Origin of the sequence: Actinomadura fibrosa (assembly GCF_900659615.1) — a bacterium.
GTDB lineage: Bacteria > Actinomycetota > Actinomycetes > Streptosporangiales > Streptosporangiaceae > Spirillospora > Spirillospora fibrosa.
In genome coordinates, this window is record NZ_CAACUY010000001.1 from 22,952 (window position 1) to 42,664 (window position 19,713).

Here is a 19,713-nt window from a genome sequence, read left to right on the forward strand (position 1 = left end):
GCGTGCGCGGGGAGCAGCTCACCATCACCCTGGGCTGACCGTGGCCATCGGGACCATCCCCGCGTGCGCGGGGAGCAGTACGTGCCCCGCGACCTCACCGAGAAGATCGTGGGACCATCCCCGCGTGCGCGGGGAGCAGAGGGCAATTGAAGATGTGGCTCTGCCGCAAGAGGGACCATCCCCGCGTGCGCGGGGAGCAGCGTCGGCGGGACCTCACCGCGCAGGATCCCCGGGGACCATCCCCGCGTGCGCGGGGAGCAGTACGCCACCGCCCGCGCCGCCATGGACGCCCTGGGACCATCCCCGCGTGCGCGGGGAGCAGCGGGTCCCATCCCGTTTCCGCGAGCGCGTACAAGGACCATCCCCGCGTGCGCGGGGAGCAGTCGACCTCCGCGACCGCGCCGATCTCGGGGACGGGACCATCCCCGCGTGCGCGGGGAGCAGTCCCGCCAGCCGTCCTCCCCGCGCTCGCGCGGGGGACCATCCCCGCGTGCGCGGGGAGCAGGACGGGCGCGGCGTGCCGGTCAGCGGCGGCACGGGACCATCCCCGCGTGCGCGGGGAGCAGGAGTCCTGCACTGGGCATTGGCCGATGTACCCGGGACCATCCCCGCGTGCGCGGGGAGCAGTTCCGTAGCCGGTAGTCGCGGAGGCGATGGTTGGGACCATCCCCGCGTGCGCGGGGAGCAGTTCCTCGCCCGCGACCACGACCCGACCGGCCCGGGACCATCCCCGCGTGCGCGGGGAGCAGACTCTTTGAACTGGGCTTTCCTGCGGCTGAAAGCCCGGAACAGAGCACTTCTTAAGATCCGGACATCTCGGACATGGATGCCTTCTCGCAAGTGATTGCGTCCTTCCTGATGCCGCTCTGCCGACGAGAGAAGCATGTCATCTCGTTTCTCTGCGACGACGGCGGCTGTCGTCGCTCTCCTAGCACGTTCGCGTGCGGTCGGTAGTGGGTTGTCCGGGTTCGGTCCGGGTTGGTCAAGGAGCCTTACGGCTCCGGGTCAGAGGAGTTGGATGCCCGTGTGCTGGATCTGATGGCAGGGCTGGCGCGGCTCGGGTCTGGGTTGTCTGTGGCTGCGCGGCAGGTGTGGGCGAAGCATGATCGCGATGAGGACGACTGGCTGCCGTTGTGGCGTCATCTCGCCGATAGTGGTGCGGTTGCGGGGTTGTTGTGGGACGAGTGGCTCCCAGCCCAGGTGCGGGATGTGATCGCTGCGGCTCTGCCGGGCGGTCTGAAGGATGCGCGGCGGTTGGTGGTGTGGTCGGCGGCCACGCATGACATTGGAAAGGCGACGCCGGCGTTCGCGTGTCAGGTGGAGTTGCTGGCCGAGGGCATGCGCAAGGTCGGCTTGGAGATGCCGCTGCGCGGCCAGATGGATGATCGGCGGCTGGCTCCGCATGGGCTTGCCGGGATGGTTCTGCTCCATGAGTGGTTGATGGAGCGGTATGGCTGGCGGAAGCGGTCGGCGTGGCAGTGGGCGGTTGTCGCCGGTGGTCATCATGGTGTTCCGCCGTCGCCGTCGGACATCAGCGAGTTGGCCGCGCGTCCGCGGTTGTTGCGTTCTCCTGGGAGCGCAGGGGCGTGGCGTGAGGTGCAGTGGGAGTTGCTGGACGCGTGCGCCGCGGCGTGTGGTGTGGACGAGCGGCTGCCGCAGTGGCGTGAAGTGAAGCTTCCGCAGCCGGTGCAGGCGCTGCTGACGGGCGTGGTGATCGTCGCTGACTGGATCGCCAGCAACGCCGACTTGTTCCCCTATGCCCGCAAGGCCGGGGACAGCAGTGAACGCGAACGGGTCGAGGCGGCGTGGCGGGGCTTGGCCCTTCCCTCGCCCTGGCAACCCGCCGCCCCCAACGTTGATCCGGCGGAGTTGTTCGCCTCCCGGTTCGATCTACCGCTCGGTGCGCGGATCCGGCCTCTGCAGGAGCGGGCGGTGCAGGTCGCCGACGGGATGGCGCCGGGTCTGATGATCATTGAGGGGCCGATGGGGGAGGGCAAGACCGAGGCCGCGCTCGCGGTGGCTGAGATCTTCGCGAGCCGGTCGGGTGCGGGTGGGGTGTTCGTGGCGTTGCCGACGATGGCGACCAGTAACGCGATGTTCTCCCGGGTGCTGCGCTGGTTGCTGCGTCTGCCCGATGCGCGGACCGACGCGGGTGCCCGGTCGGTCCAGCTCGCTCATTCCAAGGCGGCGCTGAACGAGGATTTCCGGGCGCTGACGTGGGCTGATCTGCGGGCAACGCGCGGGGTGCAGCCAGATGAGGACAGCTCGGACGGCGCGACGGCGGAGCTGGTGGCTCATCAGTGGCTGCGGGGCCGTAAGAAGGGGATGTTGGCCTCGTTCGGCGTCGGGACGATCGACCAGTTGCTGTTCATGGGTCTGAAGAGCCGGCATCTGGCGCTGCGGCATCTGGCGCTGGCGGGCAAGGTTGTGATCATCGATGAGGCGCACGCCTATGACGCCTACATGAACTCCTATCTGGATCTGGTGCTGTCCTGGCTGGGTGCTTACGGGGTGCCGGTGGTGGTGTTGTCGGCGACGTTGCCGTCCGGCCGCCGCCGCGAGCTGGTAGAGGCGTACTCGGGGACCTGCGACGCGGACGCTGTCGGTGACGCAACCGGATATCCGCTGATCACATCGGCTGTGCGGGATGGGGCGAGCGCCGTCCACGAGGTGCCGGCATCGGGGCGGCGTACCGAGGTGCAGGTGGAGCCGCTCGATGACGATCTGGAACTGCTGGCCGACCGCCTCGACCGCGAGCTGGCCGCGGGCGGCTGTGCGCTGGTGGTGCGCAACACCGTCGATCGCGTGCTGCAAACGGCCGCTTACCTGCGGGAACGCCTAGGGGAGGGGAACGTCAGCGTCGCGCATGCCCGGTTCTTGGATCTGGACCGGATGCGCAAGGACGCCGATCTGGTGGAGCGGTTCGGTCCGCCCGAGGCAGGCGGGCAACGTCCCGATGGCCCGTGCGTGGTGGTGGCCAGCCAGGTGGCTGAGCAGTCGCTGGACATCGACTTCGATCTGCTGGTGTCGGACTTGTGTCCGGTCGACCTGCTGTTGCAGCGGATGGGGCGGCTGCACCGGCACCAGCGCGGCGCCGGGCAGAGCGAGCGTCCCGAGCGGCTGCGGCAGGCCCGGTGCCTGGTGACCGGGGCGGATTGGGGCGCTGTCCCGGTGGAGCCGGTGGCGGGTTCGCAGCGGGTGTATCAGCGGTCTGTGCTGCTACGCACGGCCGCGGTGCTGTGGCCGCATCTGACCGGGGCGACGCCGGCGGAGCGGTCGGTGCGGCTGCCCGAGGACATCAGCCCGCTGGTCCAGAGCGCCTATGGTCCGGCGCCGGTGGGTCCGCCGTCGTGGCAGCAGGAGATGGACGCCGCCCACGCCCGGTACCGGGTGCACATCGAGAAGCAGCGCACCAAGGCCGAGAGCTTCCGGCTGGCGGCTGTAGGGCGGGACGGTAGCGCGCTGCTCGGCTGGATCGAGGCCGGCGTGGGCGAGGCCGATGACACTCCCGCCGGACGGGCGCAGGTGCGTGACGGTGTGGAGTCGCTGGAGGTGCTGGTCGTCCAGCGGTTGGCGGACGGCACGGTCCGGACCGTGCCGTGGCTGGACGGCGGCAAGGGCGGGCGGGCCCTGCCCACCGATGCTGTGCCCGAGTCGCAGCTGGGTCGCATCGTCGCAGCGTGCGGCCTGCGGCTCCCGTTCCAATTCACCATTCCGCAGATCGCCGATCAAGCCATCGCAGAACTGGAGGAAGAGGTCATTCCGGCGTGGCAATTCAAGGACAGTTCCTGGCTCGCCGGAGAATTGATCTTGTTTCTGGACGAGAACTGTCGTACCCGGCTGGCAGGTTACGACCTGACTTACCACCGCGACGATGGCCTGGAGGCCACCCGTGTCGAATGAGACCCCGTCCTTCGACCTGACGAGCCGGCCGTGGATCCCGGTCCTGGGCACGGACGGCACGAATGATGTGTTGTCGTTGCGCGACGTCTTTGCCCAGGCGTACACGTTGCGTCGCATCACCGGGGATCTGCCCACGCAGGAGTTCGCGCTGATGCGGCTGCTGCTGGCGATCCTGCACGACGCGGTCGAGGGCCCCCGAGACCTGGAGGAGTGGGAAGAGTTCTGGGACGGCGACCTCCCACTCGACCGCATCGGCAAGTACCTGGACGAGCAACGCGAGTGTTTCGATCTCCTGCACCCGCAAACGCCGTTCCTGCAGACGCCGTCGCTGCACACCGCGAAGAACGAGGTGTCCTCCCTTAACAAGATCGTCGCTGACGTGCCGAACGGTGCCGCGTATTTCACGATGCGGGGACGCGGCGTGGATCGGCTCGATTTCGCCGAGGCCGCGCGGTGGCTGGTGCACGTGCAGGCGTTCGACACCTCGGGGATCAAGTCGGGAGCGGTCGGCGACCCGCGGGTCAAGGGCGGCCGAGGCTATCCGCAGGGGGTGGCGTGGGCGGGCAACCTCGGCGGTGTGCTCGCCGCCGGTGATGATCTGCGGGAGACGCTGCTGCTCAACCTCATCGCCTTCGACACCCCCAACCTGCAGATCGACCCGGACAAGGATCGACCGATCTGGAGGCGGGAGGTTCCGGCCGCCGCGCCGATGGACGAGGTCGAGGCCGTCCGCCGGCCGTATGGGCTGCGGGAGCTGTACACCTGGCCGTCTCGGCGCGTCCGGCTGCACTTTGACGAGCACGGGGTGCACGGCGTCGTCCTGGCCTACGGGGACGCGCTCGCCCCGCGTAACCGGCACGCGCAGGAGCCGATGACGGCGTGGCGGCGCAGCCCGTTTCAGGAGAAGAAGTTCAAGCAGGCGCAGGTCTACCTGCCGCGCTCGCATGATCCGTCCCGCAGCGCCTGGCGGGGTCTGGGCGCACTGGTCGCCGGAAGAGTCCAGGGCGCCGAGCAGCGGCAGGAGGCGGCGGAAATCGTGCGGCCGCGGATCCTGGACTGGGTGGCCCGGCTGACCGTCCAAGGCCCGCTCCCGCTGGGGTTCCTGCTAAGGGCCCGGCTGATCGGCGCGGTGTACGGGACCCAGCAGTCGGTCATCGACGAGGTGATCGACGATGAGATCCGGATGCCAGTCGTGCTGCTGCACGAACAGGACACCGAGCTGGGGATGGAGGCGATCGACGCCGTCGCCGACGCTGAGCACGCCGTCGGCATCCTGGCTGACCTGGCCGCCGACCTCGCCCGGGCCGCAGGCGATGCGCCCGAGCCACGGCAGGACGCCGCCCGCGACCTGGGCTTCGGGTCGCTGGACGGCCCGTTCCGCGACTGGCTCGCCGACCTGAAACCCGGCGATGACCCGCGGACGGTCCGCGCTGCTTGGCAGAAGACCGCGCACCGCACGATCCGCGCCCTCGGCAGCGACCTGGTCGACGCCGCCGGCCCGTCGGCCTGGGAGGGCCGCGTCGTGACGGCCAAGGACGGGCGTGCGGTCTGGCTGAGCTCCACCCGCGCCGACCAGATCTTCACCGCGCGGCTCGCCAAGGCCCTGCCCGGCGCGCGACCCCAAAACGCCACGACGGAGGTCCCGGCATGACAACGGCACCCGAAATCCAGCGGCCCACCGACTTCGTGGAGCACACGGCCAGCCGGTTTATCGCCGAGGTGCAGCAGGGCTACCTGGCGGACCGGTCTGCTGCTGTCGGCGCCCTGGCCCAGCTGCGCCGTGGGGCGGGCAAGCTCCCTCAAGACGTTCCCGACCTGTGGGGAGTCACCGGCGCGGAGCGATTGTTCGAACATCCGCTGCTGTCGCGTGACAACCAGCAGGCGACCCGCGCCGAAGCGGCCTACTTCCTCGCCGTCACCCTGTACGCCCTGCATCAGCAGTCGCAGAGCCGCCCAATGCACAAAAGGGGCGTTGACTTGGGTCAGGCGGTCCGGAAATTGATGCCGCCGAACGACATCGACGAGCCGATCCGGCGGCGGTTCGTCCGGGCCGGGACCGCCGCAACCCCCGAGATCCTGGCCTACCGGCTCCGCGAGGTGGTCTCCCTGCTGCGCGGAGACGGGATCCCGCTGGACTACGGCCGGCTCGCCCGCCAGCTCTATCGCGCACAGACCCCCGGCGGGATGAGCGAGGTCCGCCGCGACTGGGGCCGCAGCTTCCACACCTACAAGGCCGACACCGGCGAGACCACCCCCACAGACGACGCCTCCGCAGACGGCGCCCCCTCCACAGACAAGGACAGCGCATGACCACCCCCCGGACCATCGTCGAGGTGCACGTCCTGCAGACCGTCCCGCCGAGCAACCTCAACCGGGACGACACCGGCACCCCGAAGTCCGCCGTCTACGGCGGCGTCCGCCGCGCCCGCGTGTCCAGCCAGGCGTGGAAGCGCGCCACCCGCCGAGCGTTCCACGACATCCTGGACCCTCAAGAGCTCGGGGTCCGGACGCGTCGGCTGGCCGAACTGCTCGGCGGACACATCCACGTGCTGGACGAGTCCATCCCCCAGGCCGAGGCATGGGCGCTGGCGGCCGAGACCATCACGGCCGCCACCGGCGCCAAGATCGAACCGCCCAAGCGCAACACCAAGGACGACAAGCCGGAACCGGCACCCGAGGGCAAGTACCTGATCTTCCTCAGTGCCCGCCAGCTGGACGCGCTGGCGGAACTGGCGGTGCGGGGCCGCGACGACATCAAGGCCTTCTTCAAGGACAAGGAGAACAAGGCTGCGGCCAAGCAGCACGCCAACAGCCGCCACTCCATCGACATCGCCCTGTTCGGCCGGATGGTCGCCGACAACACCGACATCAACGTCGACGCCGCCGCCCAAGTCGCCCACGCCATCAGTGTCCACCGCGCCGAGGTCGAGTCCGACTACTACACCGCCGTCGACGACCACAAGGAACGCGAGGAAGACGACAAGGGCGCCGGCATGATCGGGACCGTGGAGTTCAACTCCGCGACCCTCTACCGCTACGCCGCCCTCGACGTCGACCTGCTTCGCACCAACCTCGGCAAGGGCTTGCGCAAGGAAGAGCCGGTGGACGCGCCCGTGCGCCGCGCGGTCGAGGCGTTCGTCCTCGGCTTCACCCAATCCCTGCCCACCGGCAAGATCAACACCTTCGGGCACCACACCCTGCCCGACGCTGTGGTGGTGAAGGTCCGCTCGTCACGCCCGGTCAACTTCGTCGGCGCGTTCGAACGGCCCTGCCAGGCCGACCAGGACACCGGCGGCCACGTCCGCGAGGCCAGCGAGCGGCTCGCCAAGCAGATCCCCGCGATCGAGACCGCATTCGGGGTGGGCGAGGACACCCTCACCTGGGTGACCCGCGTCGGCGACGACACCCAAGCCCTAGCAGCGCTGGGCACCGAACTGCCGCTGCAGGACGCGGTCACGGCGGTCGGCGCGGAGGTCGAGCGGCGGCAGAACGGCTCGGCATGAGCGTCCTGCTCCTCCAGTTCGCCGGCCCGCTCCAGGCCTGGGGGTCCTCGGCGCGCTTTGCCAGACGCACCACCGAGCCGGCCCCCACCAAGAGCGGTGTCCTGGGACTGCTGGCCGCAGCACTCGGCCGCCCCCGCACCGCCGACCCCTCTGACCTGGCCGCGCTGCAGTTCGGTGTCCGCGTCGACCAGCGCGGCACGCTGCTGCGCGACTTCCAGACCGCCCACGACATCGACACCGGCGACGCCTTCCCCGTCTCCGAACGGTTCTACCTGGCCGACGCCGTCTTCGTCGCCGCCCTCCAGGGACCACACCAGCAGCTATCGGAACTACTCCACGCGCTTCGGCAGCCCGGCTACCTGCCCTACCTGGGCCGCCGGTCATGCCCGCCCGCACGACCGATCGACCTGGCTCTACGCGAGGACCTCGACCTCGAAGCCGCCCTGGTAGCCGAACCGTGGCGGGCGTCGGAATGGCACCAATGGCGGCGCCGCAACGAGCCCGAGATCACACTCGAGGTGCTCATCGAGGCGACCGGCGCAACGGGGCGCGTCGACATGCTCCGCGATCAGCCGCTCAGCTTCGACCCCGCACACCGCCGGTACGCCTTCCGCGGCGTCCGCACCACCACGGCCACCGTGCCCAACCCGCGCGCGACCCAGCCCGTCTCACACGACCCGACGTCCGTCCTGAGGAGCGAGTGACATGTACCTGACGCGCTTCCGCATCAACACCGGACGCGTCGGCGCCCGCAAGCTACTGGCCTCCCCCCAGACCATGCACGCGGCCGTCATGACCTCCTTCGCCGAACCACCGGCACCCGGCAGCAACGGGCCCCGGGTCCTGTGGCGGCTGGACCGCGACGGCAACGCCGCCACCTACCTGTGCATCGTCAGCCCCATGCGACCCGACCTCACCCACCTGGTCGAGCAGGCAGGCTGGCCGACCACAGCCCGCTGGGACACCTTCGACTACACCCCCTTCCTCGAACGCCTCGCCAAAGGCGACAGCTGGAGCTTCAGGCTCACCGCCAACCCCGTCCACAGCATCCGCCGCAACGCCGACGAACCCACCAAGGTCACCGCGCACATCGGCCCCACCCACCAACTCGGCTGGCTCCTCAAACAACAGGGGAAAGCGGGCTTCAGAATCTTGGAGAAACCCGCCGAAAAGCAGCTGATCCCCGGCCACGACACTCACGACCTCATCGTCCACGGCCGCCGCCAGCTCCGCTTCACCAAGAAGGGCAACGGCGGCCAGGTCACCGTGGTCGCCGTCACCTTCGACGGACGCCTGGAAGTCACCGACCCCGACGCCTTCCGCGCCACCCTGACCCAAGGACTCGGCCGCGCCAAGGCCTACGGCTGCGGCCTGATGACCCTGGCGAAAGCCTGACCGATGTCGACCGTCGGCAAACGCGGCGCGTCCTCACCCCGCGAACTTACCCGGATGAGCGACCGGCTCTCCTTCATCTACCTCGAACGCTGCACCCTGCACCGCGACGACAACGCCATCACCGCCGAAGACGCCGAAGGCATCACCCACATCCCCTCCGCCACCATCGGCACCCTGCTCCTAGGCCCCGGCACCCGCGTCACCCACCAAGCCATGAGCGTGCTGGGCGACAGCGGCGCCGGAGTCGTCTGGGTCGGCGAACAAGGCGTCCGCTTCTACTCCGGCGGCCGCTCCCTCAACCGCTCCTCCGCCCTCGTCGAAGCCCAAGCCACCAAATGGGCCAACCGCCGCAGCCGACTCGATGTCGCCCGCGCCATGTACCGCATGCGCTTCCCCGGCGAAGACCCCACCGGCCTCAGCCGCCACGAGCTACTCGGCAAAGAAGGCCAACGCGTCAAAGAGCGCTACCGCTACGAAGCAAACCGCGTCGGCCTGCCCTGGACCGGCCGCCAGTACCAGCCCGGAGCCTTCGACCTGGGCGACGCGGCCAACCAAGCCGTCACCGCCGCAGCACAATGCATGTACGGCGTCGCCCAGACCACCGTCTCCGCACTGGGCTGCGCGCCCGGACTCGGCTTCATCCACTCCGGCCACGAACTCGCCTTCGTCCTGGACATCGCCGACCTCTACAAGACCGAGATCGCCATCCCCGTCGCCTTCGAAGTCGCCGCAGACAGCCCCGACGACATCGGCCCACGCACCCGCCGCGCCATCCGCGACCGCGTCAACCAGGTCAAGCTGCTTCAACGCTGCGTCACCGACATCAAGCAACTGCTCCTGCCCGACGACACCCGAGGCGACCCCACCGCAGACGACACCGACCACGTCACCCTGCAAAGCGACCACGGCATGGACGTCGCCTCCGGCCGCAACTACGCCGAAGACTTCAACTGGTGACCATCATCATCCTCACCAACTGCCCCGCCGGCCTACGCGGCTTCCTCACCCGCTGGCTCATGGAGATCGCCCCCGGTGTCTTCATCGGCGGCCCATCAGCACGCATCAGGCAAGCCCTCTGGGACGAGGTCCACCAATACGCCGACACCGGCCGAGCCCTCCTTGCCTACAGCACCAACAACGAACAGGGCTTCACCTTCGAGTCCCGCGACCACAAATGGCAACCCATCGACCACGAAGGCCTCACCCTCATCCGCCGCCCCAAGAACCAACCCACCATCACAGCCACACCCCCACCGGCCGGCTGGAGCAAAGCCAGCAAACGCCGCCGCTACGGCAAACGCTAACCACCGAACGCACGCCTCTCAGCGCCCACGAGCATCCGCATCCTCTCCTGCTGCGACCGCTCCACGACCCGTCTACGCCACCCATGCGGATGTTTGATGCGATATGACCGGATCGCAAGAAGTGCTCAAAACGAGACGTCCCCGCCGATAGACCCGCAGGTCAGGAAGTCTGCTCCCCGCACGCGCGGGGATGGTCCCGCGTCCGCAGGCTGTGCAACCTGACGATCGCGCTGCTCCCCGCACGCGCGGGGATGGTCCCACCTCGGGCTGCTCGTGGCCGCGGAGGAACCCCTGCTCCCCGCACGCGCGGGGATGGTCCCAAGCCCGCCGCGACGTCGAACGATTCGGCGGACTGCTCCCCGCACGCGCGGGGATGGTCCCTCGACTACGAGGCCCGCCTGGAGCGCGCGGACCTGCTCCCCGCACGCGCGGGGATGGTCCCAACTCCGCAGCCCCGAGCTTCATCTGCGGATGACTGCTCCCCGCACGCGCGGGGATGGTCCCCGGGACGCGCCTGCGGACGGCTCAGCGGACGGCTGCTCCCCGCACGCGCGGGGATGGTCCCCACTGGTCAGTGGGCCGACTGGTCCATCGACTCTGCTCCCCGCACGCGCGGGGATGGTCCCGGGGCGCCGTTCTGATGGGCGCCTGGCACGAGCTGCTCCCCGCACGCGCGGGGATGGTCCCCGGGACCTACGCCGCCCCTCCTCCCCCCGGGGCTGCTCCCCGCACGCGCGGGGATGGTCCCCGGGACCTACGCCGCCCCTCCTCCCCCCGGGGCTGCTCCCCGCACGCGCGGGGATGGTCCCCGGTAGCGAATAGGAAAGGAGGAAGGACCATGCTGCTCCCCGCACGCGCGGGGATGGTCCACTCCAGCCCAAGACGGCGGGTGAGGAATTCCTCTGCTCCCCGCACGCGCGGGGATGGTCCCCTGCGGGCCGCGCTGCTCCAGCAGACCGGGAGCTGCTCCCCGCACGCGCGGGGATGGTCCCGAGCGCGTGCTGACCAGGCCGTTCCCGCACCTCTGCTCCCCGCACGCGCGGGGATGGTCCCGCGTTCGCCGATCGCCTGCGCGACCTCGCTGGCTGCTCCCCGCACGCGCGGGGATGGTCCCCCGAACAAGACCTTCTCGATCGCCGCGGGCGGCTGCTCCCCGCACGCGCGGGGATGGTCCCACCGTCACGGTGTACGGCTCTGGCGTCTCGGGCTGCCTCCGCACGCGCGGGGATGGTCCCGGGCTGCTCCGCTTCCTCGTCGGAGGCTCCCACTGCTCCCTGCACGTGCGGGGATGGTCCCGGCGGGTACCTGTCCTCGACGACGCTCGCGGCCTGCTCCCCGCACGCGCTGGGATGATCCTGGCCACCTGGCGGGGGGCGCGATGACGACGGCGCTGCTCCCCGCACGCGCGGGGATGGTCCCGTCAAGGCCCGTGCCGAGGCGATCGCCGAGAACTGCTCCCCGCACGCGCAGGGATGGTCCCGAGTTCTGGAACGGCAACAGCGGTAACGCCGTCTGCTCCCTGCACGTGCGGGGATGGTCCCCGGCGGGTCGCTACCAAGATGGTGGCGGACGACTGCTCCCCGCACGCGCGGGGATGGCCCCGGTGTGGGAACGCAGCTCTTCCGCACGCGGTCTGCTCCCCGCACGCGCGGGGATGGCCCCAGGTCGAGCATCCGGTCCGGGTGCTCCTCACCCTGCTCCCCGCACGCGCGGGGATGGTCCCGTGATTGCGGTCATGACGATCGCCCGCGCGCTCTGCTCCCCGCACGCACGGGGATGGTCCCGACATGTCGATCTACCGGAACGGCACCGACCTCTGCTCCCCGCACGCGCGGGGATGGTCCCGCGCTGAGCAGAGCCGCACGGGCGGCCGGGGTCTGCTCCCCGCACGCGCGGGGATGGTCCTGACAAGGCGGACGTCACGACCTCGCGGCCTGGCTACTCCCCGCACGCGCGGGAATGGGCCCAGCTCCAGGGCTCCGCACCGGATGAGGTCGCCCTGCTCCCCGCGCGCGCGGGGATGGTCCCTGCGCCGGGTACAACCGCCGGGGCTGGGTGTTCTGCTCCCCGCACGCGCGGGGATGGTCCCCGAGAGGACGAAGTGATGGGGAAGCACGACAACTGCTCCCGGCACGCGCGGGGATGGTCCCAAGTAAGACAGCCGGCGAGGCCGGGTCGCCACCTGCTCCCCGCACGTGCGGGGATGGTCCCGCGGGTGCCGGACCACGACTGGGCATTCGGCCTGCTCCTCCGCACGCGCGCGGGGATGTCTCGCGCAGGGGATCTCGGCCAACAGGTCCGGATTAACCGTTGTGGTAACGCCCGGAAGGGCACGCGAGCGCTCGTTGGCGAGGCAGTTGCGTGCAGTGGTGACGTATCAGTCGGTTCGAGGAGGGTGGTGCGGGGTTGGGCGTGTCTGGTGCCAGCTGTGGCGGTAGCAGTGACGTCCCAGGTAGGGGCTGGTGAGGATGTGGTGGATCTCTGTCCATTGCATTAGTTCTCGCCATGGGACGACCGGTAGCGGATGTGGTGCTGCGGTGAGGGCGTGGTTGTAGGCGGTGAGGGCGTCGCCGATTGTCACTGGTCGAAGCGGGCCGTGGGTCATCGCGAGGCTGACGATGAGTTTCGCGAGGTCGTATCCGAACGGTGCGAGGGTGAGGCAGTCGTAGTCGACCATGGTGACCCGGGAGCCATCGACCAGGAGGTTGCGGAGGTTGGCGTCGGCGTAGATGGAGGCTGGGGCGTCGGCTGCCGCTTCGATGGCCTGGACGGCTTGGTCTGCCGTCAGGGCGGGGGCGGGGACGCGGCTGTTCTTCAAGTGGGCACGGATGCGGTCTCGCCGTGCGGCGATGAAGTCGGGGATGGAGAGGTCGGGGTCTGCACGGAAGGGTCTGTCGAGCCGGGCTTGGTGAAGCGCGGTGCGGTGCACGGCCTGGTGGAAGTGCCCCATCGTTCCGGCGATCATGACGAGGTCACGAGGACGGGCGTGGTGGCCGAATACGTAGTCGAAAGTCAGCTCGCGGGGGTTTGTCTGCTGGAGTCGGGCTAGCTGCATCGGCGTGCTGAGTGCGCGCATCTGCTGGGTCAGCCACTGATGGTTGGCGGCAGCCGTTCGGCGAGTCTGGAGGTCGGTGTAGGTCTTGGTCCAGGTGGTGGTCATGGTGATCGCCGCCGGGCTAGGACGTAGGTGATCGTGGATGTGGCGGTAGTGGGGCCATCTCCACGACGGTGCCTGAGCTCGGCCGCTAGAGCCTCGGGGGCCCCTTGCAGGTGGCCGAGGTGGTATTTGGGGATGGTGGTGAGGTAGTCGGCCAGGTGGTTGGCGTCGCGGAAGCGGAAGACGTGCCGGTCGTGGAGGACTGTCGTCACGTCCAGTGCCGTGGCCGTGAGCGTGGGCAGGTTAGCGCTGTTGGCGGACGCGTACAGGCTGGGGCGGCGGGTGGCATCGGTGTCCAGGCCGGTGTGAGCGAGGAGCTGGTCGAGTTCGCGGTAGCTGTCGGCGGACTTGGTGATCAGGAGCGCGGTGCCGGCTGGTTTGAGGGTGCGGGCGATCTCGGCGATGGCGTCGGCGGGGCGGGTGGAGTGGTAGAGGCAGAAGATGGCTGTGGCGGCGTCCAGGACGTGGTCGGCGAGGGGGAGCTGGTGGAAGTCGCCTTGGACGTACAACAGCTCGTTGCGGTGTGGTCGTTTGGCGGTGAGATGTTCGCGGGCTTCTCGGAGCATTGCGGCTGAGGCGTCGATGGCGAGAATCCGCAGGTGTGGGAAGCGGTTGAGCAAGGCGTGCGTGGGACGTCCGTTGCCGCAGCCGATGTCGGCCAGTAGGGGCGTAGCGCCGAGCTGGGGCGTGGCGAGGTCGGGTGCGGCGGAGTCGAGCAGGTCCGCTGCTGTTCGACCAACGTGGGATCCGTGGATCTTGGCGCTAAGTAGCGCGCTGCTGCGCCTGCTGACGCGGTCCCGGTCGGCGTACAAGGAGGGGACGACGGCGGGATCGGTGAACGGCTGCTCGCGGTGATCATGCGGCGGTGGCATCAGGCCACCGCCCGGGGGTGGGTCAGCGGGCGGCGCGCTCCAGTTCGTCGGTGAGGCGGTTGGCTGCGCGGCGGGACGTGGCGATGAGGATCTGGGCGTCGTTGCCGTGCTCGGCGAGCAGAGTCCTGACCCGGGGTGCCATGGTCTTGCGGTAGCCCCAGATGTACTTGATGAAACCCCAGTTGATGGTGTCGTACACACCGTTGTCGTGCTGACCGCCTCGGTATCGCCATCTGCGCTGGGCGATGCCCCATAGGCAGGTGGTGGCGGGCAGGTCGAGGAAGATGACATGGGTGGCGCGATGGAGCCGGATTGGCAGCGTGCCGGCGTAGTTGCCGTCGATCACCCAACGGTCCGCGGCGACCAGCTCGTGCTGGATCTGGGCGAACTTGTCCTGGGACAGCTTGTTCCACTCGTCGTCGTAGTACACGGCGTCCAAGTGCGTAATGGTGGTGCCGAGGGCGGCGGCGATGCGGCGGCCGATGGTGGTTTTGCCGCTGCCGCCGCAGCCGATGATCGCTACGCGCTTGACGGGTTCGTTGAGGCTCACGTGCATCGAAGGTAACGACTGTCGGGGGGTGGCGCGGCCATACACGCGACTGGCCGCTACTTGGTCGAGGTCGAGGCGATGTCGCCGCATGGGCGCCGAGGGACAGAGTGGTCATGGCGGTCACCGCCGCCGTGACGATGCGGTGGCTTGGTCGAGGAGCCGTTCCAAGGTGCCGAGTTGCCGCGAGAGGCGGAACGGGGCCAGGTGGGTGATGCAGCGGCCGATGAGGTCGGCGTGCCGACCACTGCCGGCTTGCTTGACCAGGGCCGCGAGTACGGACGCGGCGTGTGTGGCGTCGTCGATGATCAGATCGCCGGGAATGATGAGGTCGACGGACCGTAGCTGGGAGGGGGCGAGGGGCAGGCATCCGGCGAGGACGGCTTCGGGGAGCCGCTGGGTGAACTGGCCGCGGGCGGCGAGCCGGTCCGGAGCCAGCAGGACCGTGGTGAGCGATCGGCGGTAGAGCGGCTGCACGGCGGTGAACGGGATGCGTCCGGTGAAGTTCACCTTCGGCCAGCGGTTGGTGGACGTCCATTTCCCGGCGACCTGGTGATCGAAGTCGGCGGCGAGCGGTGCGAAGTACTGGTCGAAGGCCTCGTCGCGGTCGTACTGATTGCCGATGTAGACCAGCGGTAGATTCCGCTGCTCGTCAGCAAGGTCGAGCGGTTCAGCGGCATCGATGGCTTGATCGGCTACCGGGAACAGCAGGCTCTCAGTGCCGGGCCAGGGGTGCAGGGCCGCCTCGCACACGGTGACATGGGGGATGGCGCGAAGCGGGTGCGCGGCGGGCAACTGTAGGTCCTTATCCCACAGCAGCGTGGGAGTGTGCCGCCGATAGGTGTAGTGGTTCAGCAGTTCTTCTTGGCGATGGAGGTCGCAGGTGTGGCCGGGGCTGTCGCAGGTGGTGGTGTTGCGGCGGGGAATCGGCCACCGCCATTCGCAGAACAGCACCTCGATGTCGGGAAATTGGAGATCCCAGGTGTAGCGGCCGCCGAGGTCGTCGCCGGCCTCGTCCAGGTCGCGGTTGGCTTGTAGGAACACCATGTCGTGACCTGCGTCGAGGAGGCCGTTGATGAGGGTCGCGCGGTGGCTGCGTCCGCCGTCGGGGGTGTCGGTAATGCCTGCACCGAGGAATCCCCAGAAGCTGTAGCCGATTCTCATGATGTCGACTCCGCCTCGGTGGCCGGCTCCGCCGCGGGTTCCTTGGTGACCCACCAGTTCTCGATGAGCAGGGCGTCCAGGCCGGATTCGGTGAGGCAGTCCAACGCTGCGTCCGGGGTGCCGCAGATCGGTTTGCCCTTGATGTTCAGGCTGGTGTTGATGAGTAAGGGGTGTCCGGTGATCGCGGCGAACGCGGCCAGTACTTCGGCCAGGAATGGGTTCTGCTCGGGGGTCACCGTCTGGATGCGTGCGGTGCCGTTGACGTGGACCACAGCGGGAAGGGCCTGGGCGGCGCGGGCGGTGACTCGCGATGCGATCGACATGTACGGTGAGGGCTGCCTGAGCGTGAAGTACTCGGACGCGCGGTCGGCCAGGACGATGGGTGCGAACGGCCGGAACGGTTCGCGGTACTTCACCGTCATGTTCAGCCGGTCCACCACACCCGGGTCCAGCGGGGAAGCCAGGATCGACCGGTTGCCCAGCGCGCGAGGTCCGGCCTCCAGGCGTCCCTGGAACAGCCCAATGATGTGCCCCTTCGCCAGCCGCGCGGCGATCGTCGCGGCTGGCGAGGCAAGCCGAACCGCGGTCAGCCCGCGCCGGGGCCGTGAAGAGAGCTCCAACCCGGGATAGCCGGGTCCCAGGTAACAGCTACCGGCCCCGGCGGGAAGCTGTCCGGTCAGCCGATGGACGACGGCCAAGGCGGCCCCGGCTGAGGTACCGGAGTCACCGGGGGCTGGGGGAACTACGACCTTGGCGAATCCGGCCTCCTCGCAGATGCGGCCTATCGCCACGCAGTTCATCGCCACGCCTCCCGACACCGCCAGGTGCTTGGCTCCGGTCGTCTCACGCGCGTGGCGGGCCAGATGCACCATCACCTGCTCGACGCGTTCCTGTAGCGCCGCTGCGAGGTCCATGTGGATCTGCTCGACGGGGTCGCTGGCAGATCGAGGCGGGCAGGTCGCGGCGATGAACGTACTCGACACGCGCGGCCAGCGATGTGACAGGACGCGCAGCGGGAACAGGTACGTGTCGAGGGCGAAATTGCCAGGGCCGATCGGGATCGCGCGGGCGAAGAGCGTCCTGAAGCGTCCTGGGTCTCCGAGGGCGGCCAGCGCCATGACCGTGCCTTCCTCGTCGCCGCGCCGCCATCCCAGATGCTCGGTGACCGCACCGTAGACGTAGCCGAGCGAGGCCGGGTCGCCGATATTGCACACCCGCCTCAACTCGACACCGAGGGGAGTGCAGCGGGCCCGCGAGATGCTCGTGGTCACCCGCTCACCGAGGCTGTCGACGACCAATACCGCCGAATCGCCGGGATCCTCGTCCCGACCGTCGAGCCCGGCGGCCAGCGCGTACATGGCATGGGCGCGATGGTGCTCGACGCCGACTACCCGCGCCGAGGGAAAGCGTTCACGGAACTGGCGGAAACGGGCGCGGCCGTTGCGATGGACGCGGGCGAACGAGTGCGCGCGTGGAAGCGCTCGCCGGGCGGTGGAAGGCAGCAGCAGGTAGGGCACTGCCAGAGGGGCTGCGGCCAGATAGCGGCGCGGATCGAAGTTGTACGCCACATGGGTCACCGCGCCGGGAGTGAGCGCGGCGCGCTGCAGCAGCCAGTCGACGGCCTGCTCGGGGTAGGCGTTGGTGTGCTTGACGCCGTTGAGGCGTTCCTCCTCGACCAGGCCGATGAGTCGGCCGTCGCCGATCAAAGCGGCGGAGGAGTCGTGGGTGCCCGAGCACAGCCCAAGCACGACCGGCGACCCGCTGGTTTTCCCGGCTGAGGGCATCAGGCAGGCCCTTTCATCTGGGCGTCTGGCTGGAGCAGGCCAGCGGCGCGGTCCAGGTGGTCGTACCAGGCGTTCAGAGCTCGCCCGAGCGGTCCGTCGATGTTGCGTGCCTGCGCGCGGCCGTCGGTGGTGTCGCCGGACTTGTAGCTGCGGTAGCTGCGCATGACCTCGGCCATCTCCGTCCAGCCCGGGTGCCGGCAGTTCTCGCCGTTGATCACCGCGTGGAGCAGTGGGTCGAGGTCTTCCCAGGGCACGGTGAGCGGTGCCATCTCCACGCCGTGCACGTCATCGATGGCGGACGGAGCGCTGACGAGTTCGCGGGCGTAGGGCATGTGCTCGTCATAGAGGTGAAGCGAACCGATGTGATGGTGATAGACGCCGAGCTTCGCGCCGACCCAGCCGGCCACCAGTTCGTGCACGATCGTGTCGACGTAGATGTCGTAGCAGAACCCTAGCCACAGATCCTGGCTGCGCATCGCGGTGTGCATGTCGAGCCGGCCGTCGCGGAGACAGAACCAGTATCCGAGGGTGCAGGGCACGTCTCGATGTCCTGCATGGTCGCGGGCCGGATCCCACAGCTGGACGACCGCGCGCCGGGAGGACGGTTCGGCGAGCAGCTCCCGGCGGACCAGGTCCAGCTGGTCCACGCCGTCCGCCCAGGACCGCAACCGGGGCCCGTAGGCGCCGCGCAGGACATGGCCGTCGGCGAACCGCTTGAGCCGCTCGTTGTAGGTGTAGATCCAGTCGTCATCGACGCCGGCGATAATCCACACGGTCTCCGCCGCGGCGAACGCCGCGTTGATGACGCGGGTGGGCGGCGCGTACACCAGCCGTTGCCGCGGCCGGGTCAGCGAGAGATGCGCATCGGTGACCTCCCGAGTACCAAGCCCTCGCGGAGCACACGGTGCGCCGTCCCGGACGACGGCGTTGATGGCGGCCACCCACAGTGCGGTGGCCGAGTCGGCACTCACATCGATCATCGGATTCCACTCCGTGCCGCCGCGGTCGAGGCTTCGGTCGCCGGTCTCAGATTGGAGCCGTGCGACATGTGCTCCCACAGGCGTGCCAGGCCGTCTTGCAACCGCACTTGCGGAACGAAGCCGAGGATCTGGTGCGCACGGGTCAGGTCGGCACGAGTGCCTGCGGCGTCGCCGGCGCGTCTCCCGGCGGGTTCCAGCGGCACCCGCCGTCCGGTGAGCTCCCCGATCAGATCGGCGACCTGGATCAGCGACGCCTGGTCAGCGCCTGCCACGTTGACCACCTCGGCGGACCCGACCTCCATGGGGATCTCCACCGCACGCATCGCGGCGTCCACCAGGTCGCTGACGTAGGTCCAGGTGTGCAGCGCGCTACCGTCACCGAACAGCGGCATCGGCTGCCCGGTACGCGCCGCGGTGAACATGCGCGGCACCACCATGGCCGGATTGCAGCCCGGCCCGAACGCGGTGAAGAACCGCAACGCCACCGCACTGAGCGTCGAGCCGGGACGACGGGCGTAGGCGAGCGCGAGTCCCTCGGCGGCGAGCTTGGCCACACCGTACGGAGAGGTCGGCTCCACCGGCCGGTCCTCCCGGGCGATCGCGGCACTCGCCGGGCCGTACACGTGCGAGGAGGACGCCACGACCACGCGCGGGACCTGCTGCTGCACACAACCGTCCAGGAGCCGCTGCGTCCCCAGCACGGAGGCGGCATGTGCCGAGAACCCGGCTCCCCACGAGGCCGCAACGTCAGTGGCGGCGGCCAAGTGGATCACCGCGTCCACACCGCGCAGGGCCCCAGTGACCGCCGGGTCCTCCACCCCCGCCGTCAGGATGCGGAAGCCGGAGTAGTCGTAGAGCCGACGCAGCTGGTGGGCGGTGCGGGCACAGGCGTTGACGGGCCTGGTGTCCACGCCGATCACCGCAACGCCCTCGCGCAGCAGTGCCAACGCCAGATGCGATCCGATGAAGCCGCAGACGCCCGTCACCATCACTGTCGTGGTACGGGCATTCGGCAGGGGCTCATCGACGTCCCGCCACGAGCCGGTCGGCGCGGCGCCATTGGAGAGCTTCGAGGAAGGGGATGAAGGTGTAGGCATCGTGTTC

Annotated in this window: 15 protein-coding genes and 2 CRISPR repeat arrays (1 of these 17 running past the window's edge); of the genes, 8 read left to right on the forward strand and 7 right to left on the reverse strand. The window is 69.4% G+C overall.

What is annotated here, in order from left to right; translation table 11 throughout:
* Positions 1-749: direct repeats of the CRISPR family, unit length 29 nt; unit sequence GGGACCATCCCCGCGTGCGCGGGGAGCAG (it extends 561 nt beyond the left edge of the window).
* 289 nt (positions 750-1,038) lie between these two features.
* From cas3 to cas2e, 8 genes are read left to right on the forward strand one after another with little or no spacing between them, the layout of a single operon-like run.
* On the forward strand, positions 1,039-3,903 hold the full coding sequence (cas3, locus tag E1300_RS00075; protein WP_131754908.1) for a CRISPR-associated helicase Cas3': 2,865 nt from the start codon (positions 1,039-1,041) through the stop codon (positions 3,901-3,903).
* A complete protein-coding gene (gene casA, locus E1300_RS00080; protein ID WP_207399401.1) occupies positions 3,875-5,554 on the forward strand; it encodes a type I-E CRISPR-associated protein Cse1/CasA in 1,680 nt (559 codons plus the stop codon). Before cas3 ends, casA begins: the two co-directional genes overlap by 29 nt.
* Positions 5,551-6,213, forward strand: a complete 663-nt coding sequence (casB, locus tag E1300_RS00085; RefSeq protein WP_131754760.1) for a type I-E CRISPR-associated protein Cse2/CasB — start codon at positions 5,551-5,553, stop codon at positions 6,211-6,213. The genes casA and casB overlap by 4 nt, the downstream gene beginning before the upstream one ends.
* On the forward strand, positions 6,210-7,406 hold the full coding sequence (cas7e, locus tag E1300_RS00090) for a type I-E CRISPR-associated protein Cas7/Cse4/CasC (protein WP_131754761.1): 1,197 nt from the start codon (positions 6,210-6,212) through the stop codon (positions 7,404-7,406). The genes casB and cas7e overlap by 4 nt, the downstream gene beginning before the upstream one ends.
* Entirely contained in the window at positions 7,403-8,110 is a 708-nt protein-coding gene (gene cas5e / locus E1300_RS00095) for a type I-E CRISPR-associated protein Cas5/CasD (RefSeq protein ID WP_131754762.1), read from the forward strand. The genes cas7e and cas5e overlap by 4 nt, the downstream gene beginning before the upstream one ends.
* Position 8,111: 1 nt before the next feature.
* Positions 8,112-8,801, forward strand: coding sequence for a type I-E CRISPR-associated protein Cas6/Cse3/CasE (gene cas6e, locus E1300_RS00100; protein WP_131754763.1), 690 nt, complete (start codon positions 8,112-8,114; stop codon positions 8,799-8,801).
* 3 nt (positions 8,802-8,804) lie between these two features.
* Entirely contained in the window at positions 8,805-9,758 is a 954-nt protein-coding gene (gene cas1e, locus E1300_RS00105) for a type I-E CRISPR-associated endonuclease Cas1e (protein ID WP_131754764.1), read from the forward strand.
* Entirely contained in the window at positions 9,755-10,105 is a 351-nt protein-coding gene (gene cas2e / locus E1300_RS00110; protein WP_131754765.1) for a type I-E CRISPR-associated endoribonuclease Cas2e, read from the forward strand. The genes cas1e and cas2e overlap by 4 nt, the downstream gene beginning before the upstream one ends.
* A 169-nt stretch (positions 10,106-10,274) precedes the next feature.
* Positions 10,275-11,281: a CRISPR direct-repeat array (repeat unit 29 nt; unit sequence CTGCTCCCCGCACGCGCGGGGATGGTCCC).
* A gap of 1,201 nt (positions 11,282-12,482) precedes the next feature.
* On the opposite strand, the gene E1300_RS00115 is transcribed toward cas2e, so the two are convergent.
* The 7 genes from E1300_RS00115 to E1300_RS00145 all read right to left on the reverse strand — a co-directional run bounded on the left by E1300_RS00115 (position 12,483) and on the right by E1300_RS00145 (position 19,598).
* The gene (locus tag E1300_RS00115; RefSeq protein ID WP_131754766.1) at positions 12,483-13,265 is read right to left on the reverse strand and encodes a phosphotransferase; all 783 of its coding nucleotides are present in this window, start codon (positions 13,263-13,265) and stop codon (positions 12,483-12,485) included.
* Positions 13,262-14,134 carry a class I SAM-dependent methyltransferase gene (locus E1300_RS00120; RefSeq protein ID WP_131754767.1) on the reverse strand — a complete coding sequence of 291 codons (873 nt, stop codon included), beginning with the start codon at positions 14,132-14,134 and terminating at the stop codon, positions 13,262-13,264. Before E1300_RS00120 ends, E1300_RS00115 begins: the two co-directional genes overlap by 4 nt.
* A 22-nt stretch (positions 14,135-14,156) precedes the next feature.
* Positions 14,157-14,684 (reverse strand): P-loop NTPase family protein, encoded by a 528-nt coding sequence (locus E1300_RS00125; RefSeq protein WP_242618856.1) that lies wholly within the window; start codon positions 14,682-14,684, stop codon positions 14,157-14,159.
* Positions 14,685-14,804: 120 nt separating this feature from the next.
* Positions 14,805-15,845 (reverse strand): hypothetical protein, encoded by a 1,041-nt coding sequence (locus tag E1300_RS00130; RefSeq protein ID WP_131754769.1) that lies wholly within the window; start codon positions 15,843-15,845, stop codon positions 14,805-14,807.
* The gene (locus E1300_RS00135) at positions 15,842-17,629 is read right to left on the reverse strand and encodes a carbamoyltransferase family protein (protein ID WP_131754770.1); all 1,788 of its coding nucleotides are present in this window, start codon (positions 17,627-17,629) and stop codon (positions 15,842-15,844) included. The genes E1300_RS00130 and E1300_RS00135 overlap by 4 nt, the downstream gene beginning before the upstream one ends.
* Positions 17,629-18,609, reverse strand: a complete 981-nt coding sequence (locus tag E1300_RS00140) for a thymidylate synthase (protein WP_131754771.1) — start codon at positions 18,607-18,609, stop codon at positions 17,629-17,631. Before E1300_RS00140 ends, E1300_RS00135 begins: the two co-directional genes overlap by 1 nt.
* Entirely contained in the window at positions 18,606-19,598 is a 993-nt protein-coding gene (locus E1300_RS00145) for an NAD-dependent epimerase/dehydratase family protein (RefSeq protein ID WP_165502607.1), read from the reverse strand. The genes E1300_RS00140 and E1300_RS00145 overlap by 4 nt, the downstream gene beginning before the upstream one ends.
* Positions 19,599-19,713 lie beyond the last annotated feature (115 nt).

Bases quoted from the DNA above. Each gene is read 5' to 3' on its own strand.
- E1300_RS00120 (WP_131754767.1), bottom strand. From the start codon at position 14,134: ATGCCACCGCCGCATGATCACCGCGAGCAGCCGTTCACCGATCCCGCC.
- E1300_RS00145 (WP_165502607.1), bottom strand. From the start codon at position 19,598: ATGGTGACGGGCGTCTGCGGCTTCATCGGATCGCATCTGGCGTTGGCA.
- casA (WP_207399401.1), top strand. From the start codon at position 3,875: ATGGCCTGGAGGCCACCCGTGTCGAATGAGACCCCGTCCTTCGACCTG.
- cas3 (WP_131754908.1), top strand. From the start codon at position 1,039: ATGGCAGGGCTGGCGCGGCTCGGGTCTGGGTTGTCTGTGGCTGCGCGG.
- E1300_RS00135 (WP_131754770.1), bottom strand. From the start codon at position 17,629: ATGCCCTCAGCCGGGAAAACCAGCGGGTCGCCGGTCGTGCTTGGGCTG.
- E1300_RS00115 (WP_131754766.1), bottom strand. From the start codon at position 13,265: ATGACCACCACCTGGACCAAGACCTACACCGACCTCCAGACTCGCCGA.
- casB (WP_131754760.1), top strand. From the start codon at position 5,551: ATGACAACGGCACCCGAAATCCAGCGGCCCACCGACTTCGTGGAGCAC.
- cas7e (WP_131754761.1), top strand. From the start codon at position 6,210: ATGACCACCCCCCGGACCATCGTCGAGGTGCACGTCCTGCAGACCGTC.
- cas1e (WP_131754764.1), top strand. From the start codon at position 8,805: ATGTCGACCGTCGGCAAACGCGGCGCGTCCTCACCCCGCGAACTTACC.
- cas6e (WP_131754763.1), top strand. From the start codon at position 8,112: ATGTACCTGACGCGCTTCCGCATCAACACCGGACGCGTCGGCGCCCGC.
- cas5e (WP_131754762.1), top strand. From the start codon at position 7,403: ATGAGCGTCCTGCTCCTCCAGTTCGCCGGCCCGCTCCAGGCCTGGGGG.
- E1300_RS00140 (WP_131754771.1), bottom strand. From the start codon at position 18,609: ATGATCGATGTGAGTGCCGACTCGGCCACCGCACTGTGGGTGGCCGCC.
- E1300_RS00130 (WP_131754769.1), bottom strand. From the start codon at position 15,845: ATGAGAATCGGCTACAGCTTCTGGGGATTCCTCGGTGCAGGCATTACC.